This window comes from Bartonella florencae, assembly GCF_000312525.1.
GTDB classification, from domain to species: domain Bacteria; phylum Pseudomonadota; class Alphaproteobacteria; order Rhizobiales; family Rhizobiaceae; genus Bartonella; species Bartonella florencae.
Window position 1 is genome coordinate 92,764 of the sequence record NZ_HE997455.1, and the last position, 16,599, is coordinate 109,362.

Genomic DNA, 16,599 nt, shown 5'->3' on the forward strand with positions numbered 1-16,599 from the left:
AACGTAATGGCACTGTTATTGTGAGAAGTTACTGTTACATTTTTTGAATTAAATGACCCTCCAGAGACTGTTACTATAGAGTGATCATCTGCACCTATAGCGATTTCTGCTTGTTTTACGGTGACATTTTTTAACGTGACTTGACTGTTATTGATGGCATTTACTCCCAAAAATGAGGATGTATCACCTTCTTTTTTTGATATTGTCACACCTTCCAGTTTGTTTTCTTTACTGTTGTTTAAAAAGTTCGCACCAATTGCAATATCACCCGCTACTGTGATAGAACCACCGCTCATTTTGATTGTACCGCCATCTTGTGCAAAAAGCCCGATTGCAGCATCATCAACTGTTGTGCTTTCGTGCAATTCAATCATGCTGTTAGGACCGATAGATCGTGCACCAAATCCTTCTATATTTGTTTTTAGAGAAACATCTGTGACCTCGATGTGTCCACCCTGTACTGCAGATAATGCTGCTTGATTTCCTGTTACTGTTCCTCCAGTCATCTCGACTTTGCCGCCATCTGCTGCACCAAGGCCAACAAAAGTACTTTCAACTGTTGTATTTCCACTTAGTTTAATTACGCTATCAGAATCGCTAGCACCTGCACCGGTTCCTCCGTCTCCTGTCGCTTTTAAAGTAGTATCTTTTATCTCGATATATCCTTTATTTTTTGCAAGAGATGCCGCTTGATTTCCGGTTACATTTCCCCCCGTTATTTTAATTGTGGAGTTTTTACCTTCTACAAGAAGCCCTGTTCCATCAGTTGATGTAATTGCAGCACCACCTTTTTCACCTTTATTTAAAATAACAGAGCCACCGTTTAAACTATGCACGCCTTGGTTTTTTCCATTAAATTTTCCCCCAAAAACTTCTAGTTTAGAATTATTCGCAAATATGCCTGTTTCTGCTTTAGTGACAATTACATTTTTTAATGTGACTATGCTGTCATTTGCGCCGATTCCAAATAGCAGTGATTCTTCATTATTACTACTGGATATCGTCACTCCATCCAGTTCGTTTGCATCACTCTTACTGTTTAAGAAAGCAGCCCCACCTCCAGAAGCTGTAATAGATCCTCCGGTCATTTTGATTGTGCTATCGTTGTTTGCAGTTAGTCCGACTACAGCATTTTCAATCTTTGTATTTCCTTGCAGTTCAATCGTGCTTTTATCTCCAGCAGTGACGACTACACCAAAACCTTCGTCATTTTTCGCTGACAGAACGACATTTTTGACCGTAATATGTCCGCCATTACCTGCAAATAATGCCATTTCTTTTGCATTTACTTTTCCACCGGTTATATTGATTATGCCATTGTCTTTTGCTTCAAGACCAAGATTAATGTCAAAATCAGTTCCTTGGATGGTTGTTTTATCCCCCGTTAATGTGATTATACTATCCTTGCCTTCAGCTGTTACAGCTGCTGGTGATTCTAGAGAAGGTACGCCTAGAGAAGAAGTGGCCGATCCTTCGCTGGTATTTTTATTTCCGGTTACTGTTAAATTTTCACCAGTGATTTTTCCACCTTTTTCTGCGTGAATAATTTCATAGGCTTTTCCGGTTTCTCCAGTGACTACTTGCCCTTCTCCAGAAACTTCAAGAGTTTCAGCATGGACATTGAATTGGATATTCAACAGCACAATAGCTGCTGTCGCCATAGATGACAGAAGGAATCTTTTATACACGAATACTCTCCTTTTAAAGCCCCTAATATTTACTTCCCCGCAGTCTTCAAAAGAAGAACAGAAATAGATATTGCTTTTCGTTAATTACTCATAGCTTTGATAATTTATTTTGTTTTCTCTGTCAAAGTTAAAGTTGAATTTATCGTTAAATACGCAATATTTAATTTAGCAAATAATGTATTTTTATTATACTTAAAAATAAGTTTTTATTTTTAAGCGGAGACAATCTTCCCCTCCAGACAATTCATCAACATGAGTGTTCACATTGGGAATTTACACTAGAGCCTCGCAGCCAATATGGCATGATAGAAGCACGGTATTTTGATTGCGCAAAAGGACAACAAGCACGTCGTTACGCATCGCACAGGGTATACGGGCCCCATTCGCCGTTTGCGGACGTGTGCTACCCCTGTGAGGTCGAAGCACAAGCTGCTTGCTCCTTCCCAGAGTCGGATAGGCTTTGCCGTGCGATGGGTAGTGGTTCTTTAAGCCTCGAGGGATACGCCCTGAAATCATGGCGGATCAACCGCTTCTCCTGCAAGGGTTTCGCAGAGAAATCAATGGCCCATGGAAAGCCGCAACCGTGACCCACCGCTATGAAAAGCAAAGCGGATACACCACAGAAATAACCTTAGAGGCACCAGATAAGGGAAAAGAGGCTTGAAAAATTAAACATGTTAGAAACAGAAAATCAAAGGTGCAACCTGCTCCTTTGATCGGTCGTGATGTTTCTCTCACTCAAAGTGCAATGTTTGCACTTTGAGTGAGAGAGAGCAGTAGGATCAAGTTGATCTAATTGCATGAGGCCAGCAATAGGGTAATGTCTACCCAATTCCTCAAAGCTTCTTTTGTTTTAATAATGCCTCAGAAATCCGAAAAGCTATCACGCATTTTATGCTAAAAGGAACTATACCATTTTATGCATGCTGCTTCTTAAATCATACGATTCTTTATAATACGATTCCTGCTCATGATTGATCATCAAAAATTGCGATCTTTAAGAGAGAAAAATAAAGACTCATTAAAGAGGCCTTAAATGATCTTTGAAAGGTCTTTGAAGACCCTTTGAGAACCCCTTAAAAATCATGTGAAACAAAATAAATTGCTACAAAACCTAGTGGAAAAATATACAAAACCTGCTGGCAAGCTACACAGTGAATTTGGCTGGGGAACTTGGATTCGAACCAAGATTGACGGAGTCAGAGTCCGCTGTTCTACCATTAAACTATTCCCCAATAAGATAATTTTATCATCTCTAGCAGATTCTACAATGTAGGCAAGCGCAAAAAATCTTTATGATTATTGATAATAAAGAGCGATAGGAATATCATTGATTGTTTTGATCTGAACATCCATATCGTAAATATCTTTAAGAATTTCTGGCCGCATAATTTCTTTGGGAGTCCCACAATAGGCTGCTTTCCCATTTTTTAGTGCAACAATCATATCTGAATAAGAGGAAGCAAAATTAATATCATGCATCACAATCAGAATGGTTTTTTTCAGTTCATCAGCTGTGCGGCGTAGCTGCTTCATCATAGAAACGGCATGTTTCATATCCAGATTGTTTAATGGTTCATCTAAGAGAAGATAATCAGTATCTTGGCAGATAACCATGGCAATAAAAGCGCGTTGACGCTGCCCCCCAGAAAGCTCATCTAAAAAATAGTCTTTTAAATCTTGTAAGCCGAGATAGCGTAGCGCACTGTCGATAAACTGCTTATCTTCTTTATTATACCAACCTTTTGAGTAAGGATAGCGTCCAAAACTCACTAAATCGTACACCGTTAAACGGAAGGATAAAGGATTATCTTGACGCAAAATGGAGAGCTTTTGTGCCAAAATATCATGAGGCATTTTATCAATATCAAAACCGTCGATATTAATTGTACCGCTGTGGTGCGGTAAAAGACGCCTTATCAGCATTAAAAGAGTGGATTTTCCAGAACCATTGGGACCAATGAGAGAAATAATTCCCCCTTTGGGAAGATGAAGGCATAAATTATCGATAATCAATCGTGCTCCGTAAGTCTTGGAAAGATGATTGATCTCAATCATTTTAGTTTTCCCTTCATCAGTAACATTAAGAAAACAATCCCTCCACAAAACTCAATGATAAAACTTAAACGTCCTGCCATGTGAAAAATTTGCTCTAAAATAAATTGTCCCCCTACCAAACAAATAATTGCCAATAATATTGCAATTGGCACAACAACTCCATGTTTTACCTGTGGGGAAAGTTCATAAGCAAGATTGGCAACGAGTAATCCAAAAAAGGTAACAGGTCCTACAAGTGCGGTGGAAATCGATACAAGAATAGAAACAAAAATCAGAATAGCTGTAGCGCTTTTGTGATAATCTACTCCAAGGTTTAGTGCATTTTCTCGTCCCAGAGAAAGAATATCAAGAAGATAGCGTGAGCGCCAACCAACAAGACTCACAATAAAAACAATGATTGTGGCAAAGCTTATGAGCGACGTATTAAATTTATTAAAATTTGCAAACATAATATCCGTTAAATTCATCATTTGGTCTGGATTTAATTGCAATTGCATAAACATTCGTAAACTGAAAAAAAAACCGCCTAAAACAACACCAATTAAAAGTGTTAAGTGAAGCCCTTTTAGACTTCCTGAAAATAGCCAGCGAAAAAGGCTTATGGAAAAAAGAATGAGAATGAGGGATTCAAGAATGAGCTGTCCTTCTTCATTCAAAAAAGGCAAAGAAAGAGAGCCTACAAAATACATCAAAACAGTCTTTATTAAAATATAAAGCTGATCAAATCCCATAATTGAAGGGGTTAGAAGACGGTTATTGACGATTGTTTGAAATAAAACCGTAGAAACGCTTATTGCATAGGCAATAAGAAGCAAAGAGATAAGTTTTGTAAGACGGAATGTCCATGTATAAACATTGATATTCCACGTCATGTAAAGACTAATAACAGTACATGTTATGATGATAAGCGTTGTTAGTACACATATTGTTTTTTTTCTTCTATCCAAGACGTTTTCTCCAGCGTAAAAGCAGTATCATAAAAATAAAACTACCAATCACGCCCATTATGGTGCTTATGGGAATTTCGAAAGATGGGTGAATGATTCGTCCTAAAAGATCACCAATCAAGACCAATCCTGCACCGCTGATGCCTACCCAAGGAGCGGTATGGCGCATATTATCTCCCATGAAACTTGAAACAATATTTGGAATAATCAATCCAACAAAAGGAATACGGCCGACGGTACAGACAATAACAGCAGTGATTGAAGCGACAATAAAAAGACCAAAAAACATGACAACACGATAATTCAATCCAAGGTTATTGGTTAAATCTTCTCCTAAGCTTGCAACCGTAAAGCGATCAGCAGTACAATAGGCTAGAATACAAAGGGGAAGGGATAGCCATAAAAGTTCATATTTACCCTCAAGTATCATGGCAAAACTGCCAAATAAGTAAGCTTGAAGAGAAGGAAGTAACATTTCATAATCTGCAATGGCATTGGTTAAAGAGCCAATAATATAGCTTAACATAATTCCTGTAAGAGGTACAATGAGAGCAGATTTTAGAGGAATACGGCGCAATAAAAATATAAAAAGCAAAGTGCCCGTCATGGCAAAAAGTGTCGCAACGACCATTTTTCCTAAAACAGGAATATCGGGCAGAAAAATCATAATAAAAAGAATGCCAAAGGAAGCAGATTCAACGGTTCCAGCGGTTGATGGCTCAACAAAGCGATTGCGTGTCAACAGTTGCATAATCATGCCTGAAAGGGCAAGTGCTGCGCCTGTCAAAAGTACGGCAATTGTACGAGGAAGCCGTGTTTGCCAGAAAAGAAACCATGCATGGGGATCGGCTGCGAAGAGGTTAGAAGGCGTGACATCAGAATAACCAACAAAAATGCTGAAGATGGATAAAAAAATTAAAAGTGTTATGGTTATCCAGTAATTCTTCACGTTAAATCATTTTCTCACAAAACCTAACAAAAAAGCAAAAGTCGTTTCATAAACAACCTCTGCTTTTAAATTTTATTGATATAGCAAGCAAGCTCTTTTTGTGTGCTTATTTGCTCTTTGTAAAGGCTTCATTGATTTGTTTAGCGGTTTCAAGAAGTCCCGTCAAACCACCACTTGCACGATACCAGCTCCAAGAGTCCAAATAAATAATTTGCTTTTGTTTGCTGGCTGTTGTGCGATGAATAAGTTCATTATTAAGCAGTTGTGCTGCGGATTGTCCTTCCCGTCCAATTGCGGCATCCCGATCAATCACCAATAACCAATCAGGATTAGTCTCAAGAATAAATTCAGGAGAAATGAGTTGTCCATGTTTTTGTACGGTGAGTTTATCGGTTGCAGGGGAAATTCCAAAAGCTGAATGGAAAATATCGAAACGTGATTTTGGTCCAAAAGCACTGATTTTTCCACCAGAGGTCATGAGGACGAGCCCTGTACCTTTTCCTTGGGTATTTTTACGGACCTCAGCTAAAGTTTCATTGAGTTTTGCAATTTCCTTTTCTGCCTCCTGTTCTTTGCCAAAAATTTTTCCAAGGATAGACACATTCCGTTCAATATCTGCAAGAGAGTTTTCATTTCCTACAGTGAGATCAATGGTTGGAGCTATTTTGGATAAATCTTTATATTTGGTTTGAGTTCTCGAGGAAATAATAATTAAATCAGGCCGAAGAGTGGCAATTTTTTCATAATCTGGTTCAAAAAGAGTCCCAATTTTTTCATATTTTTCGTCATTAAATTGTTGCAAATAGGAAGGTTTTTTTCCTTCAGGAATGCCGATAACAGCTTTGATACCAAGACGATTCATATTGTCAAGCGCAGCAATATCAAACACCACCACCTTTTGTGGAGAGGTGGGAACAGAAGTTGTGCCTGAAACATGAACAATTGTTACATTTGTTTGACTACTCGTATTTGCAATACTTGTCTGTGTCCATAAAACCGTCGCAAAGCTAATTGCAACAAGTAAGACAGAAGTCACGCTTTTCATATATTTTATCATCGTGATTTTATCCTTTTATCTGATATTACAAGGGGTTGTGCACTTAAAACTTAACTTAGGCAATTTTATTTTGCGCAAAATGAAGCAACAATAAATAACACTATGTTGTAAAATTGACTAATGTATGTTACAAAATGTTCTCCTATCTCATTTTCACTTAATTCTAGTGTTTTTGCGACATATTTAGAAAGTTTAACATATGATCAATGTATTTAAAAAGCGTACACGTCTGTACGCACTAACAACGAGTGCTCTCTTCTTTTCTTTACAATTACAAATTACGAGTGCGAATGCAATGGCGGTTGAATTGGGCGACTCGTGGGGGAAGAGGATGGACTGGGATCTTGTATCTGCAGCTGATCCAGCTATTCCAGCTATTCCAGCTGATCCAGCTATTCCTGCTGTTCCTGGTCCTGTTCTTGGTCCTGTTCTTGGTCCTGTTCTTACTGCTGGTCCTACTGCTGGTCCTACTGCTGTTCCTGCTGCTGGTCCTGCTGCTGGTCCTGCTGCTGGTCCTGCTGCTGGTCCTGCTGTGCTAATGTCGGGAGAAGCTGGAAATGTGCTAGGTAATTCTAGTGGTGGAGAAGGTCTAGGTGTTGCAACAAAAGGTCCTCTTAAAGATGGATTAAGTTTCAATCTATCCGGTTTTTGGGGGCCGATAAATCCGTCCGTTTCTGGAACTGAGGAGTCCACTTGTGGAGAGAGCGAGAATATTATTGGGGTTTTAGCTAAAGACCATCAGTTAATTTTTGTCAATAGAGAGGACATCTCCAATTCTCTTATAGGAGCTGCAGCCATATCACATTCGGTTATTGCGTTGAAAGATTCAAATATTATTACCCCAGTATTGGGATTGTACAGTGATGAATCTGACATACTGATGGCGTCTGCAATGATAAATCTTAAGGGCAGTGGTATAGGGGCTATGGCGGGAAATAATGGATCTGTTATTTTAAATGGAGTTAAGATTACAGCCGCTGCAGGAGAAGACGCGAAAGATGTGAATAATGGGGGGCAAATTAAGGATATTGGTTTTCTAATACATGGGGGGTTTATTCTCTTTAATAATGGGACTTATACTTGTAGTGGTGATTGTTCTGCTTTGTGGATCAGTAAAGATAGTCCTCTCCTTGGTTTATCTGCTTCATCTCCATCTGCTCCATCTGCTCCATCTGATCCTAGAATGTTTGGAATAAAGGGATTCTTGGCTGATAAAGAAGATGAACGTTGGACTAATGTTGCTACAACTATTAGTTCTATGATGCCTATTATAAATGGAACGTATGATCTTCCTTGGAAGATTAGTGCGAGTATGGATAGGTCAACTATTATCGTGGATGAGAGAAATTCTTATGGTATAGTTTTTAAAAATATTACTGGGGATGTTAAAGAGAGTAATCCGAGCAGGAGCGCGCGCGTGGTTTCGTTGCGAAATACTAACATCAATGTTGAAAAAGGTATTGCTATTTATGGTGAGGATTTGAATGGTTATGTTATTTTAAAAGAAAACTCAAGGATTTCCGGTGATTTATTGTTGAAAGCTAAATCGACTTCTAAGCTATCTGTTTTTTCTCAGAGGTCAACGATTATAGGAGGGGTAAGTATTGAGGACGATGCTGTTGCTAAACTTTATTTATCCGATAACTCACAATGGCTGTTATCAAAAAGTAAAATTTCTTCGTCTTCAGAAAGTCGTGGAGATACATATATTTCGTCTATAAATCTTAAAGATAGTTCTATTAAGTTTATGCATGTACAGAATGCGCAAGATTATCAAAAACTTTATATAGGAAAAGAGGGGAATGGCACGGTTTACAGTGCTGAAGGAGAATCAGGGATTTACTTTAATGTATTTCTGACCCCTGTTTTGAATGATGATAGTCTGTCTGATCAACTTTTTATTCATGGTAATGTTTCTGGACAAACTAAAGTGTATGTGAATAATTCTGTCCGTAGAGGTACAAGTCAGCATGATAATATTATAATAGAAGATACGGATAAATTTCAGAGTATTTCACTTATTGAAGTGCTAGGAGAGGCAAACAAGAGTAGTTTTATTTTAGCAGATAATTATGTCACTCTAGGAAATTTACCTTATAAGTATGTTCTTCATGCTTATGAAAAAGACAGAAAGTGGTATTTCTGCTTAGAAGATGAGAACTATACGACGACTGAAAAGCCTAATACATGTTCTTCAGAAAAAAATGAAAATACTGTTGGAATAAGAGAGTCTATTTCTTCACCGCCTAATCTTGCAAGAGCTGAGTCGCCTGGTAATGGGCTTCCTCCTTCAGCTCCTCTGGATTCTACACGTGAAGTTTCAAATGAGATATCTGAAGGAGATGGTGATACGCCAATAGTGACAGCTACTAGTGATAGACCAGTTCTCTCTTCTGTACCTAGTGGTCTGTCTGATACAGGTGTTGATAATGCTTCTGGTGAAGAATCTGGAGATAGTATACCTTCACCCGTTCCACCTTTTCCATCTAGTGGTTCAGGAACTTTAGCCCCTTCTGCATCTGCTTCACTTGAAGTGGCTGAATTATCTAGTGATCTTGAGGAAGAGGAGGAGGAAGAGGAGGAAGAGCTTGAGGAAGAGGAGGAGGAATCTGGATATGGTACATCTTCACTCGTTCCACCTTCTCCATCTAGTAGTTCGGGAACTTTAGACTCTTCTGCATCTTCTTTACTTGAAGTGGCTGAATTATCTAGTGAGCTTGAGGAAGAGGAGGAAGAGTTTGGGGAAGAGTTTGGGGAAGAGTTTGGGGAAGAGTTTGGGGAAGAGTTTGAAGAATCTGGAGATAGTACATTTTTACTCATTCCACCTTCTTCATCTAGTAGTTCGGGAACTTTAGACTCTTCTGCATCTGCTTCACTTGAAGTGGCTGAATCATCCGCTAATCTTGGGAGATCTGATATATTTGAGGATATAATACCTTCTTTTGTTGAGCTTGAGGAAGAGGATGATGAAGATCTTGAAGAATTTGGAGATGAGGTGTCTGTTTTTTTAACTGGAAATGATTCATCTGCTGATCTTGGGGGATCTGATATATTTGAAGATATAATACCTTCTTCATCTGGAAGTTCAGCATCTGTCGCATCTTCAGAAAGTTCAGTGGGGAGATCTAAAATGCTTGCACCTATAAGATCGGCTGCTGCACAGTCTACTGTAGGAAGGTCTGGTACAGTACAATATATTATTTTTAAAAATCCTGTATCGTCTGATAGATTTGAGGTGCCTTCTGCATCTATTCCGCCTGTTGGTGATACTGGTAAGGAAGCAGTTTCTTCTACATGTGATGATACTACAGGGGAAAATGGTAAGCAGGGATCACAAACTCCTTATTTGTGCAGCGATGGTCAATCTCACACATTAAAAAACCTTACATTGAAGGAAAGTGGTAAAAATCAACATCTTGTGCATGCCAAAAATCAGAATACGGCTATTAAGTTAGAGGCAGCCACAATTCGTGGTACAGATCTTTCTGGCAGTGGAAATATTAATAAAACACAGGCGGTGAGTGCTGTGCTTGCAGAAGACAAGGCAGAAGTTGTTTTAGAAAAAAACTCCACAATTCAGTCTTCTGTGATTGGACTTGAGGCGCAAAGGGGTGGAAAGACTAAGATGGATGATGGAAGGGTCAATGCTCGTTATGTGGGCGTTTTGGCAGATTCTGGGTCATCTGTTAATTTAACTAATACGAAAATTAATATGGTAGGGGATTTGGCTGTAGCGGGGCTGGCTAGTCAAGGTGGTGAAATAACCATGAAATCTGGGGTTATCGTTCAGGCAAAGGGTGTGGCAGTAAGGTCAGAAGCTGAGGGTAGCGTTAAGTTAGACAACGTTAACATTACTGTAAAAAAAGAAGAAGGAAAGTTAGATTCTACAAAGAATTTTGGACGTGCAGCCTTTCTGTTGAGTGATAATGCTTCTGTTGATTTTAAGAATGGAAATGTTGTTACTGATGGAAATGCTTTATGGATTAGGGGGACCAATAATGGTGTTGATACGGGTTCTTCTAGGAAAAAGAGGCCTTCTGAGGTTCGTTCCGCTGTGAATCGCGCGAATATCGAGTTTTCTACTGTTAGAGTGGAGGGTAAAGGAACCTATGGTATCTATTTTGATGGGCTAACACTGAAAGAAGGGAGTCAACAAAATCAAAGTAAGGGTTTAGAAACTCTGAAAGCAAATGTTGTTAAGCGGAATGCTGTTTCCAAACAGGAAAAAACACCTATAAGCATAATAGGGACAGTTTCGTTGAAACAAACTCATTTTGAAGTTGCAAAGGGTATAGCCATCTATGGTAATAATTCTAGTGGTCGTGTTTCATTAAAAAGTAGAACAACTCTTGCTGGTGATTTGTTGTTGAAAGCTAAAAATAATTCTGATATACGAGTCTCTGTTGATCGCTCTATTGTTAAGGGCGGGGTTCGCGTTACTAAAGATTCTTATGCAAAATTAGATTTAGTTAATGGATCAGAGTGGATTATAGAAAGAGATGCTCAAAATAATTTGGGTACGCCAGATTTGGGATATGTGTCTTCTTTAAGTCTTGTAGATAGTGCTATTGAGTTTAAGCTTTTGGAATCTGAAAAGAAATATCAGACTCTCCATATTGGAAACGGGAAAGGCACAGTTTATGAGGCACAGGGGAGTGCTGTAATTTCTCTCAATGCTCGTTTAAATCCTCATGATCCAAGTGACCAACAAGTAACGGATCGGCTTGTCATTCATGGTGATGTTTCTGGAAAAACAAAAATAGAGGTAATAGGAAATGCGGGCAATGTAGGAAATGATCAAGCAAATGCCAAGATTGCTCACAGTGTTTCAGTTATTCAAGTCTATGGTCAAGCAAAGAAAGATTCTTTCCAACTCAAGGGCAATTATGTTGCGCTGAGGAATTCACCTTACAAATACACTCTTCGTGCTTATGGTCCTGAAACGACTTCAAAACAGGAGCATGCTCAGCAGAAGTTTGTTAAGGATGGTGGAGCGTTTTGGAACTTCCGTTTAGAAAATCAGTATGTTAAGTCTGTTGGATTTGCTGCCCTTCCTGGTCAATTTGTCAGGTCTGTTGTGCCACAAGTGCCAACTTATCTGCTCTTGCCTAATAGTGTATTCCATGCTGGTTTGATGGATATTAACAATCAAAACAAGCAGTTAGAGGCTTTGCGGATGACTTCTACTGGAATGGTAGAGATTCGTGAAAATCCTGCTTTATATTTACGCGGCTATGGTGGAAGTTACCGTTATGCTTCAGATTTATCTGCACTTGAATATGGTTATAATGGTGATCTTGACTATCGTGGCGTAGAGGCAGGTGTGCATCTACAAACTATTGAAAATACTGATAGTGTTCTGTCCTTTGGGGTTATGGGAACTTATGGAAAACTTTCTCTGCAGCCTTTGGATGTTGAGCAAAGTCAGAAGAGTGCATTTGATAAATGGACGGCAACAGCATATGGTAGCATGCAGCATAATGCAGGCTTCTATGTAGATGGTCTTTTATCTTATGGTCTGTTCAAAGGGGATGTTCTCACTCTTGCACGGGGCAAGACAGCAACATTGAAAGCTAATCCTTTGAGTGTTTCTTTGATCAGTGGTCAGACAGTTGCAACAGGATATAAAGGCTTTGTTTTTGATCCGCAGGTTCAGGTTGTGTATCAACATCTCCAGTTTAATAAGGCTCGTGATATTGACGATTTTGATATTGAAATGGGTAGTCTTGATCAATGGGTGGCTCGTGTTGGTGGACGTTTAACCAAGAATCCTATAGGTTCTGAAGCTGTGAATGCTGTTGCTTTCTATGGTAAGCTTTATCTTGCTTATGGTTTTGGAGAAAAACAGTCTGTGCATTTCAAGGATGCTTTCAAGTTAGGAGCGTTTGGTTCTTCACTAGAGGCAGGGGTAGGCTTTAATGCCAAATTGTTGTCACAGTTATCTCTGCATGCTGATATTCTTTATCAGCATAAGCTTAATAAGGCTGGTTTTTCTGGAGCAAGTTTCTCCGGAGGTGTACGTTATCAGTTCTAATATAAGATACAGGATATACTTTTTAGAAAAGGCAGCACATTGTGCTGCCTTTTTTCTTTATAACAATTTGTGTTGTTCTTAAAAGATTCTTGTCTTCTTGATATGAATAAAAAAAGACATAGTTTATTGTACGCATGAGCACGTTTTTCTATGCTAAAGTGAATTTCTTAAAATTTGTGCTCTGCTGCTGAAGTGATAGAGTGACTCACTTGTATGGGTTTTTTAAGCGTGCATGAGTCCAGTATGTGTTATGGTATCTTTTTGGATACCATATTGATATTATCTACTATAATATTTGATGCTTTCTAAAGCTCGTTTTTGAGAGTTTTTTTCTGATTTAAATCATTTTTTCATTCACTTTGTTATAGCGTAATTTTTTAAAGTTCACAAGGCTAGATTGTGTCTTTAATTAATTGCACGTATTGATTTTATTTTTTCTTTACAGGCAATACAGAATGCATTATACACGTATAAAGTGCATTGTTTTGTTGTTCTATTATAGATGGTTTTTGAGTGTAGAGATTCTGCCAATTTTATTGGAAATCATTCATTGCACGGTTCAAATGAGCATGGGACATATTCTTTTAGTTACACCTTTTGTATTTTGTGGTGTTCAACGGGATATTTTACGAATGCTTTTGTTTTCAATAAGAGGGGAAGGAAAGTTTCGAGGGAACTATGATTAAAGTGTTTAAAAATCATGTATGTTTATGTGTTTGTACAACAGCTATTTTTTCTCTTCTCCAAAATGGAGTAGTGCTTGGTGGAACTATGGAGAAATTTGGTAGTGTGCCTCTTGATGTTGGATCTATCGAGACTGAGATGCTTATCGTTCCAATTGCCCCTACTAGACCATACAGTTATCTTATCGGTAATTTTGATGGGCATCCTATCAGTGCTCCTCCTATTGCTAAGATTACTCCCCCCTCTCCTATTATTTATGTTGATGGGTATCCTATCTATAGTGATAGGGAGAATAATGTTATTCGTTTTGACTATAGCCGTGAAAGAGGAAGTGCATACATACATGAAGTATATGAAGATGGTGAGCTCATATTACGTGATAATGCATATTTGCATGATGGTGTATACTATATATGCGATAAATGTGAAACAGACATAATTGATAATCGGTCTTATAAGGTTATTCGTGGAGTAATCCCGACGAGCGCTGCTGCTATAATGGTGAAGGGAAAGGGTACAGAGGTTCACGGAAAGAAGGTAAAGGTTAGCGGTGATGTTTCTGATGAAACTTTTCTAATGGGTGCGCATGTATTAGAGAAAGGTAAGATTGTTTTGGATGATCCGATTCTCAAAGGTACAACTATAGCCCTTCGTGCGAGGAAAGGCGTGATTAAGGTAAAGAGGGGAAAGATTGAGGAAAGTCAAGAGGGAGTTGATGCAACAGAGAATTCGCTTGTTGTTTTAGAAGATACAGACATTAAGACTGCTCATGGCTATGCAAGTCTTTTAAGTTATGAGCATTCAGAAGTTCGGATGTCAGCTGGATCCGTTGATTTTATGAACAGCCATGGGGTTTCTTCAGCGTTAGGGGGGAAGGTTATGCTTGATGGGGTTGTCGTTACTGGGAAGGGTAAAAAAGGCGAAAATCATGCGGTCTTTTTAATGGATGTAGGGGGAAAGGTTGATTTTAAAGGGAGGAAGATTGATGTTGAGGATGCGCATGGTATATTGTTAAAAAATTCAGTTAAGCCTTTATATTCTGGACCAGAACAACCTGAAGCAGAATCTGAAACCGAAGATGAAGTGGAAGATTTACCGAATAATTCTTATGTGACTGAAGTTAATCTTAAAGATTCTTCTGTTAAAGTGAAGGGTGAGGGATCTTATGGTATCTACTTTCGGGGAGAAAAGCCTTTGGGTGGAGATGAGGATAAAAAAGAGGAAATTTCATTAGAGGAAGAAAACGCTCCAGCGAGATTAGAAGTTGTTAATTTGGACACAACAAATTTTTCTGTTTTAGATGATGTGGCTCTGTATGGTAGCAATGTTATTTCTGGTGTGGCGAGCTTGATGAAAAGCACTCTTCGTTCAGAAAGTGCATTATTAAAAGCTGAGAAAGGGGCTTCTATAACAGTTTTGGCGGTTGGTTCTACTCTTGAGGGCGGTGCTTATGTTGATAAAAACTCTAATGCCGAACTTTATTTGGGAGATCATTCTGAATGGATTTTAAGAAAATCAGAAGTGAGAAAACATAGTGGATTGAGTTTGATAGATGATTCATCTGTTTCACACGTTACTCTTATGAATGATAGTTCTATTAAGTTTACAAACTTGAAGCCTGAGCAAGGTTACACTTATCAGACACTTAAAATTGGAAATGGCACGGGTGTTGCTTATAAGGCGGGTGATGGAGCGCATATTTTTCTTAACACATATCTGAATAGTGGTGGTGCTCTTGATCAGCAAAAAACTGATCGTGTTTTGATCCATGGCGATGTTTCTGGAGAAACGATGCTCCATGTGCATGCTGTTGCAGGAAGTCCAGGAGGATATACGGGAAGCGGTGGAAATGAGCAAGGGATTTCAATTATTCAGGTTTCTGGAGCAGCAGAGAAGGATTCTTTTAAACTGAATGGTGATTATGTTGCGTTAGATAATGCTCCTTATCAGTATCGACTTTATGCTTATGGTCCAGGGTCTAATTTAGGACAAGCAGATACTGCTCAAAGATTAGTTGAAGGGAGCGGAGAATTTTGGGATTTCCGTCTCGAGAGTAGATCGATAGATTCTGATGCTAAACCTGAACTAGGTCCTGAACCGGAAGTTAAGGCTGTTGTTCCGCAGGTTCCGACTTATCTTCTTTTACCTAATGCCTTAGGTCATCTTGGTTTGATGAATGTTAGCAATCAAAACAAGTGGTTAGAATCATTGCGTATTGTTTCCAGTGGAATGTTAGAAATGCGCGATCGCCCTGCTTTCTTTGTGCGTGGTTATGGTGGTAATCAGCGTTATACTTCGAATCTTTCTGTGCTTGAATATGGTTATGGCGGCGAGTTGGATTATAATGCTATAGAGGCAGGTATTTTGCTAAAAGCAATCGAAAATGCATATGGAGCTGCTTCTTTTGGAGTTATCGGGTCTTACGAAAAATTTTCCTTGCAACCTTTAAATGTTGAACAGAGTCAAAAAAGTACCTTTGATAAATGGTCAGTTGCGGCCTACGGTGGTATGCAGCATGACGCGGGTTTTTACCTTGATGGTCTTGTGTCTTATGGTTTATTTAAGGGCGATGTTCTGACAACTGCGCGTGGCAAGACGGCAACATTAAAAGGAAATCCTTTAAGTGCTTCATTGACAGCTGGTAAAACATTTATGGTGGGAGAGGACGGTTTTGTTTTTGATCCGCAAGTTCAGGTTGTTTATCAATATCTCCAATTTAATAAGGCGCGTGATGTGGATGGCTTTGATATTGAGTTAGGAAAGCTTCATCAGTGGGTAGGGCGTGTTGGAGGGCGTTTAACAAAGATGCTGGTTTCCACTGATAAGGCTCACGTTGTATCTTTCTATGGCAAACTTCATCTTGCTCATGGTTTTGAAGGAAAACAATTTGTGCATTTTAAAGATGCTTTTCAGTTTGGGGCTTTTGGTTCTTCATTAGAAACGGGTTTAGGTTTTAATGCCCAATTGTCTCGAAAGTTTGCACTTCACGGTGATTTGGTTTATCAACACAAGCTAACAAAAGCTGGTTTTTCTGGAACGAGTTTTTCTGGTGGATTGCGTTATCATTTTTAGAGTTGTTATTGTTTAATTTTTGAAAAAACCACAAGTTATGCTTGTGGTTTTTTCGTTCTCTATTCGTTTTTTTATTATAGCTTTTTATAGAGTGTTATTTTGCGTCTCTT

Annotated in this window: 7 protein-coding genes, 1 tRNA gene and 1 pseudogene; 3 read left to right on the plus strand and 6 right to left on the minus strand. The window is 38.8% G+C overall.

The window, feature by feature from the left end:
• The coding region (locus BN202_RS10005; RefSeq protein WP_034987888.1) for a hypothetical protein at window positions 1–1,661 on the minus strand (1,661 nt) is incomplete at its 3' end.
• A 209-nt stretch (window positions 1,662–1,870) separates the two neighbouring features.
• Between BN202_RS10005 and BN202_RS09545 the strand changes: the two are divergent.
• Window positions 1,871–2,352, plus strand: a pseudogene (locus BN202_RS09545) (late control protein); the annotation flags it as partial.
• A 497-nt stretch (window positions 2,353–2,849) separates the two neighbouring features.
• On the opposite strand, the gene BN202_RS07940 reads toward BN202_RS09545, so the two are convergent.
• From BN202_RS07940 to BN202_RS07960, 5 genes are all read right to left on the minus strand, one after another.
• Window positions 2,850–2,923, minus strand: a tRNA-Gln gene (locus BN202_RS07940).
• A gap of 64 nt (window positions 2,924–2,987) precedes the next feature.
• The gene (locus tag BN202_RS07945) at window positions 2,988–3,746 is read right to left on the minus strand and encodes an iron ABC transporter ATP-binding protein (protein WP_019220118.1); all 759 of its coding nucleotides are present in this window, start codon (window positions 3,744–3,746) and stop codon (window positions 2,988–2,990) included.
• Window positions 3,743–4,693 (minus strand): iron chelate uptake ABC transporter family permease subunit, encoded by a 951-nt coding sequence (locus tag BN202_RS07950; protein WP_019220119.1) that lies wholly within the window; start codon window positions 4,691–4,693, stop codon window positions 3,743–3,745. The genes BN202_RS07945 and BN202_RS07950 overlap by 4 nt, the downstream gene beginning before the upstream one ends.
• Window positions 4,686–5,642, minus strand: a complete 957-nt coding sequence (locus BN202_RS07955) for an ABC transporter permease (protein WP_019220120.1) — start codon at window positions 5,640–5,642, stop codon at window positions 4,686–4,688. Before BN202_RS07955 ends, BN202_RS07950 begins: the two co-directional genes overlap by 8 nt.
• 106 nt (window positions 5,643–5,748) lie before the next feature.
• Window positions 5,749–6,699, minus strand: coding sequence for a siderophore ABC transporter substrate-binding protein (locus BN202_RS07960; protein WP_019220121.1), 951 nt, complete (start codon window positions 6,697–6,699; stop codon window positions 5,749–5,751).
• A 199-nt stretch (window positions 6,700–6,898) separates the two neighbouring features.
• Between BN202_RS07960 and BN202_RS07965 the strand changes: the two genes are divergently transcribed.
• Together BN202_RS07965 and BN202_RS07975 are read left to right on the plus strand one after the other, a co-directional pair.
• Entirely contained in the window at window positions 6,899–12,733 is a 5,835-nt protein-coding gene (locus BN202_RS07965) for an autotransporter outer membrane beta-barrel domain-containing protein (protein WP_034987891.1), read from the plus strand.
• A gap of 678 nt (window positions 12,734–13,411) precedes the next feature.
• On the plus strand, window positions 13,412–16,489 hold the full coding sequence (locus BN202_RS07975) for an autotransporter family protein (protein WP_019220124.1): 3,078 nt from the start codon (window positions 13,412–13,414) through the stop codon (window positions 16,487–16,489).
• The last annotated feature ends 110 nt before the right edge of the window (window positions 16,490–16,599 follow it).

Coding starts and splice junctions, on each gene's coding strand:
- BN202_RS07965 (WP_034987891.1), top strand. CDS start 6,899: ATGATCAATGTATTTAAAAAGCGTACACGTCTGTACGCACTAACAACG.
- BN202_RS07960 (WP_019220121.1), bottom strand. CDS start 6,699: ATGATAAAATATATGAAAAGCGTGACTTCTGTCTTACTTGTTGCAATT.
- BN202_RS07945 (WP_019220118.1), bottom strand. CDS start 3,746: ATGATTGAGATCAATCATCTTTCCAAGACTTACGGAGCACGATTGATT.
- BN202_RS07975 (WP_019220124.1), top strand. CDS start 13,412: ATGATTAAAGTGTTTAAAAATCATGTATGTTTATGTGTTTGTACAACA.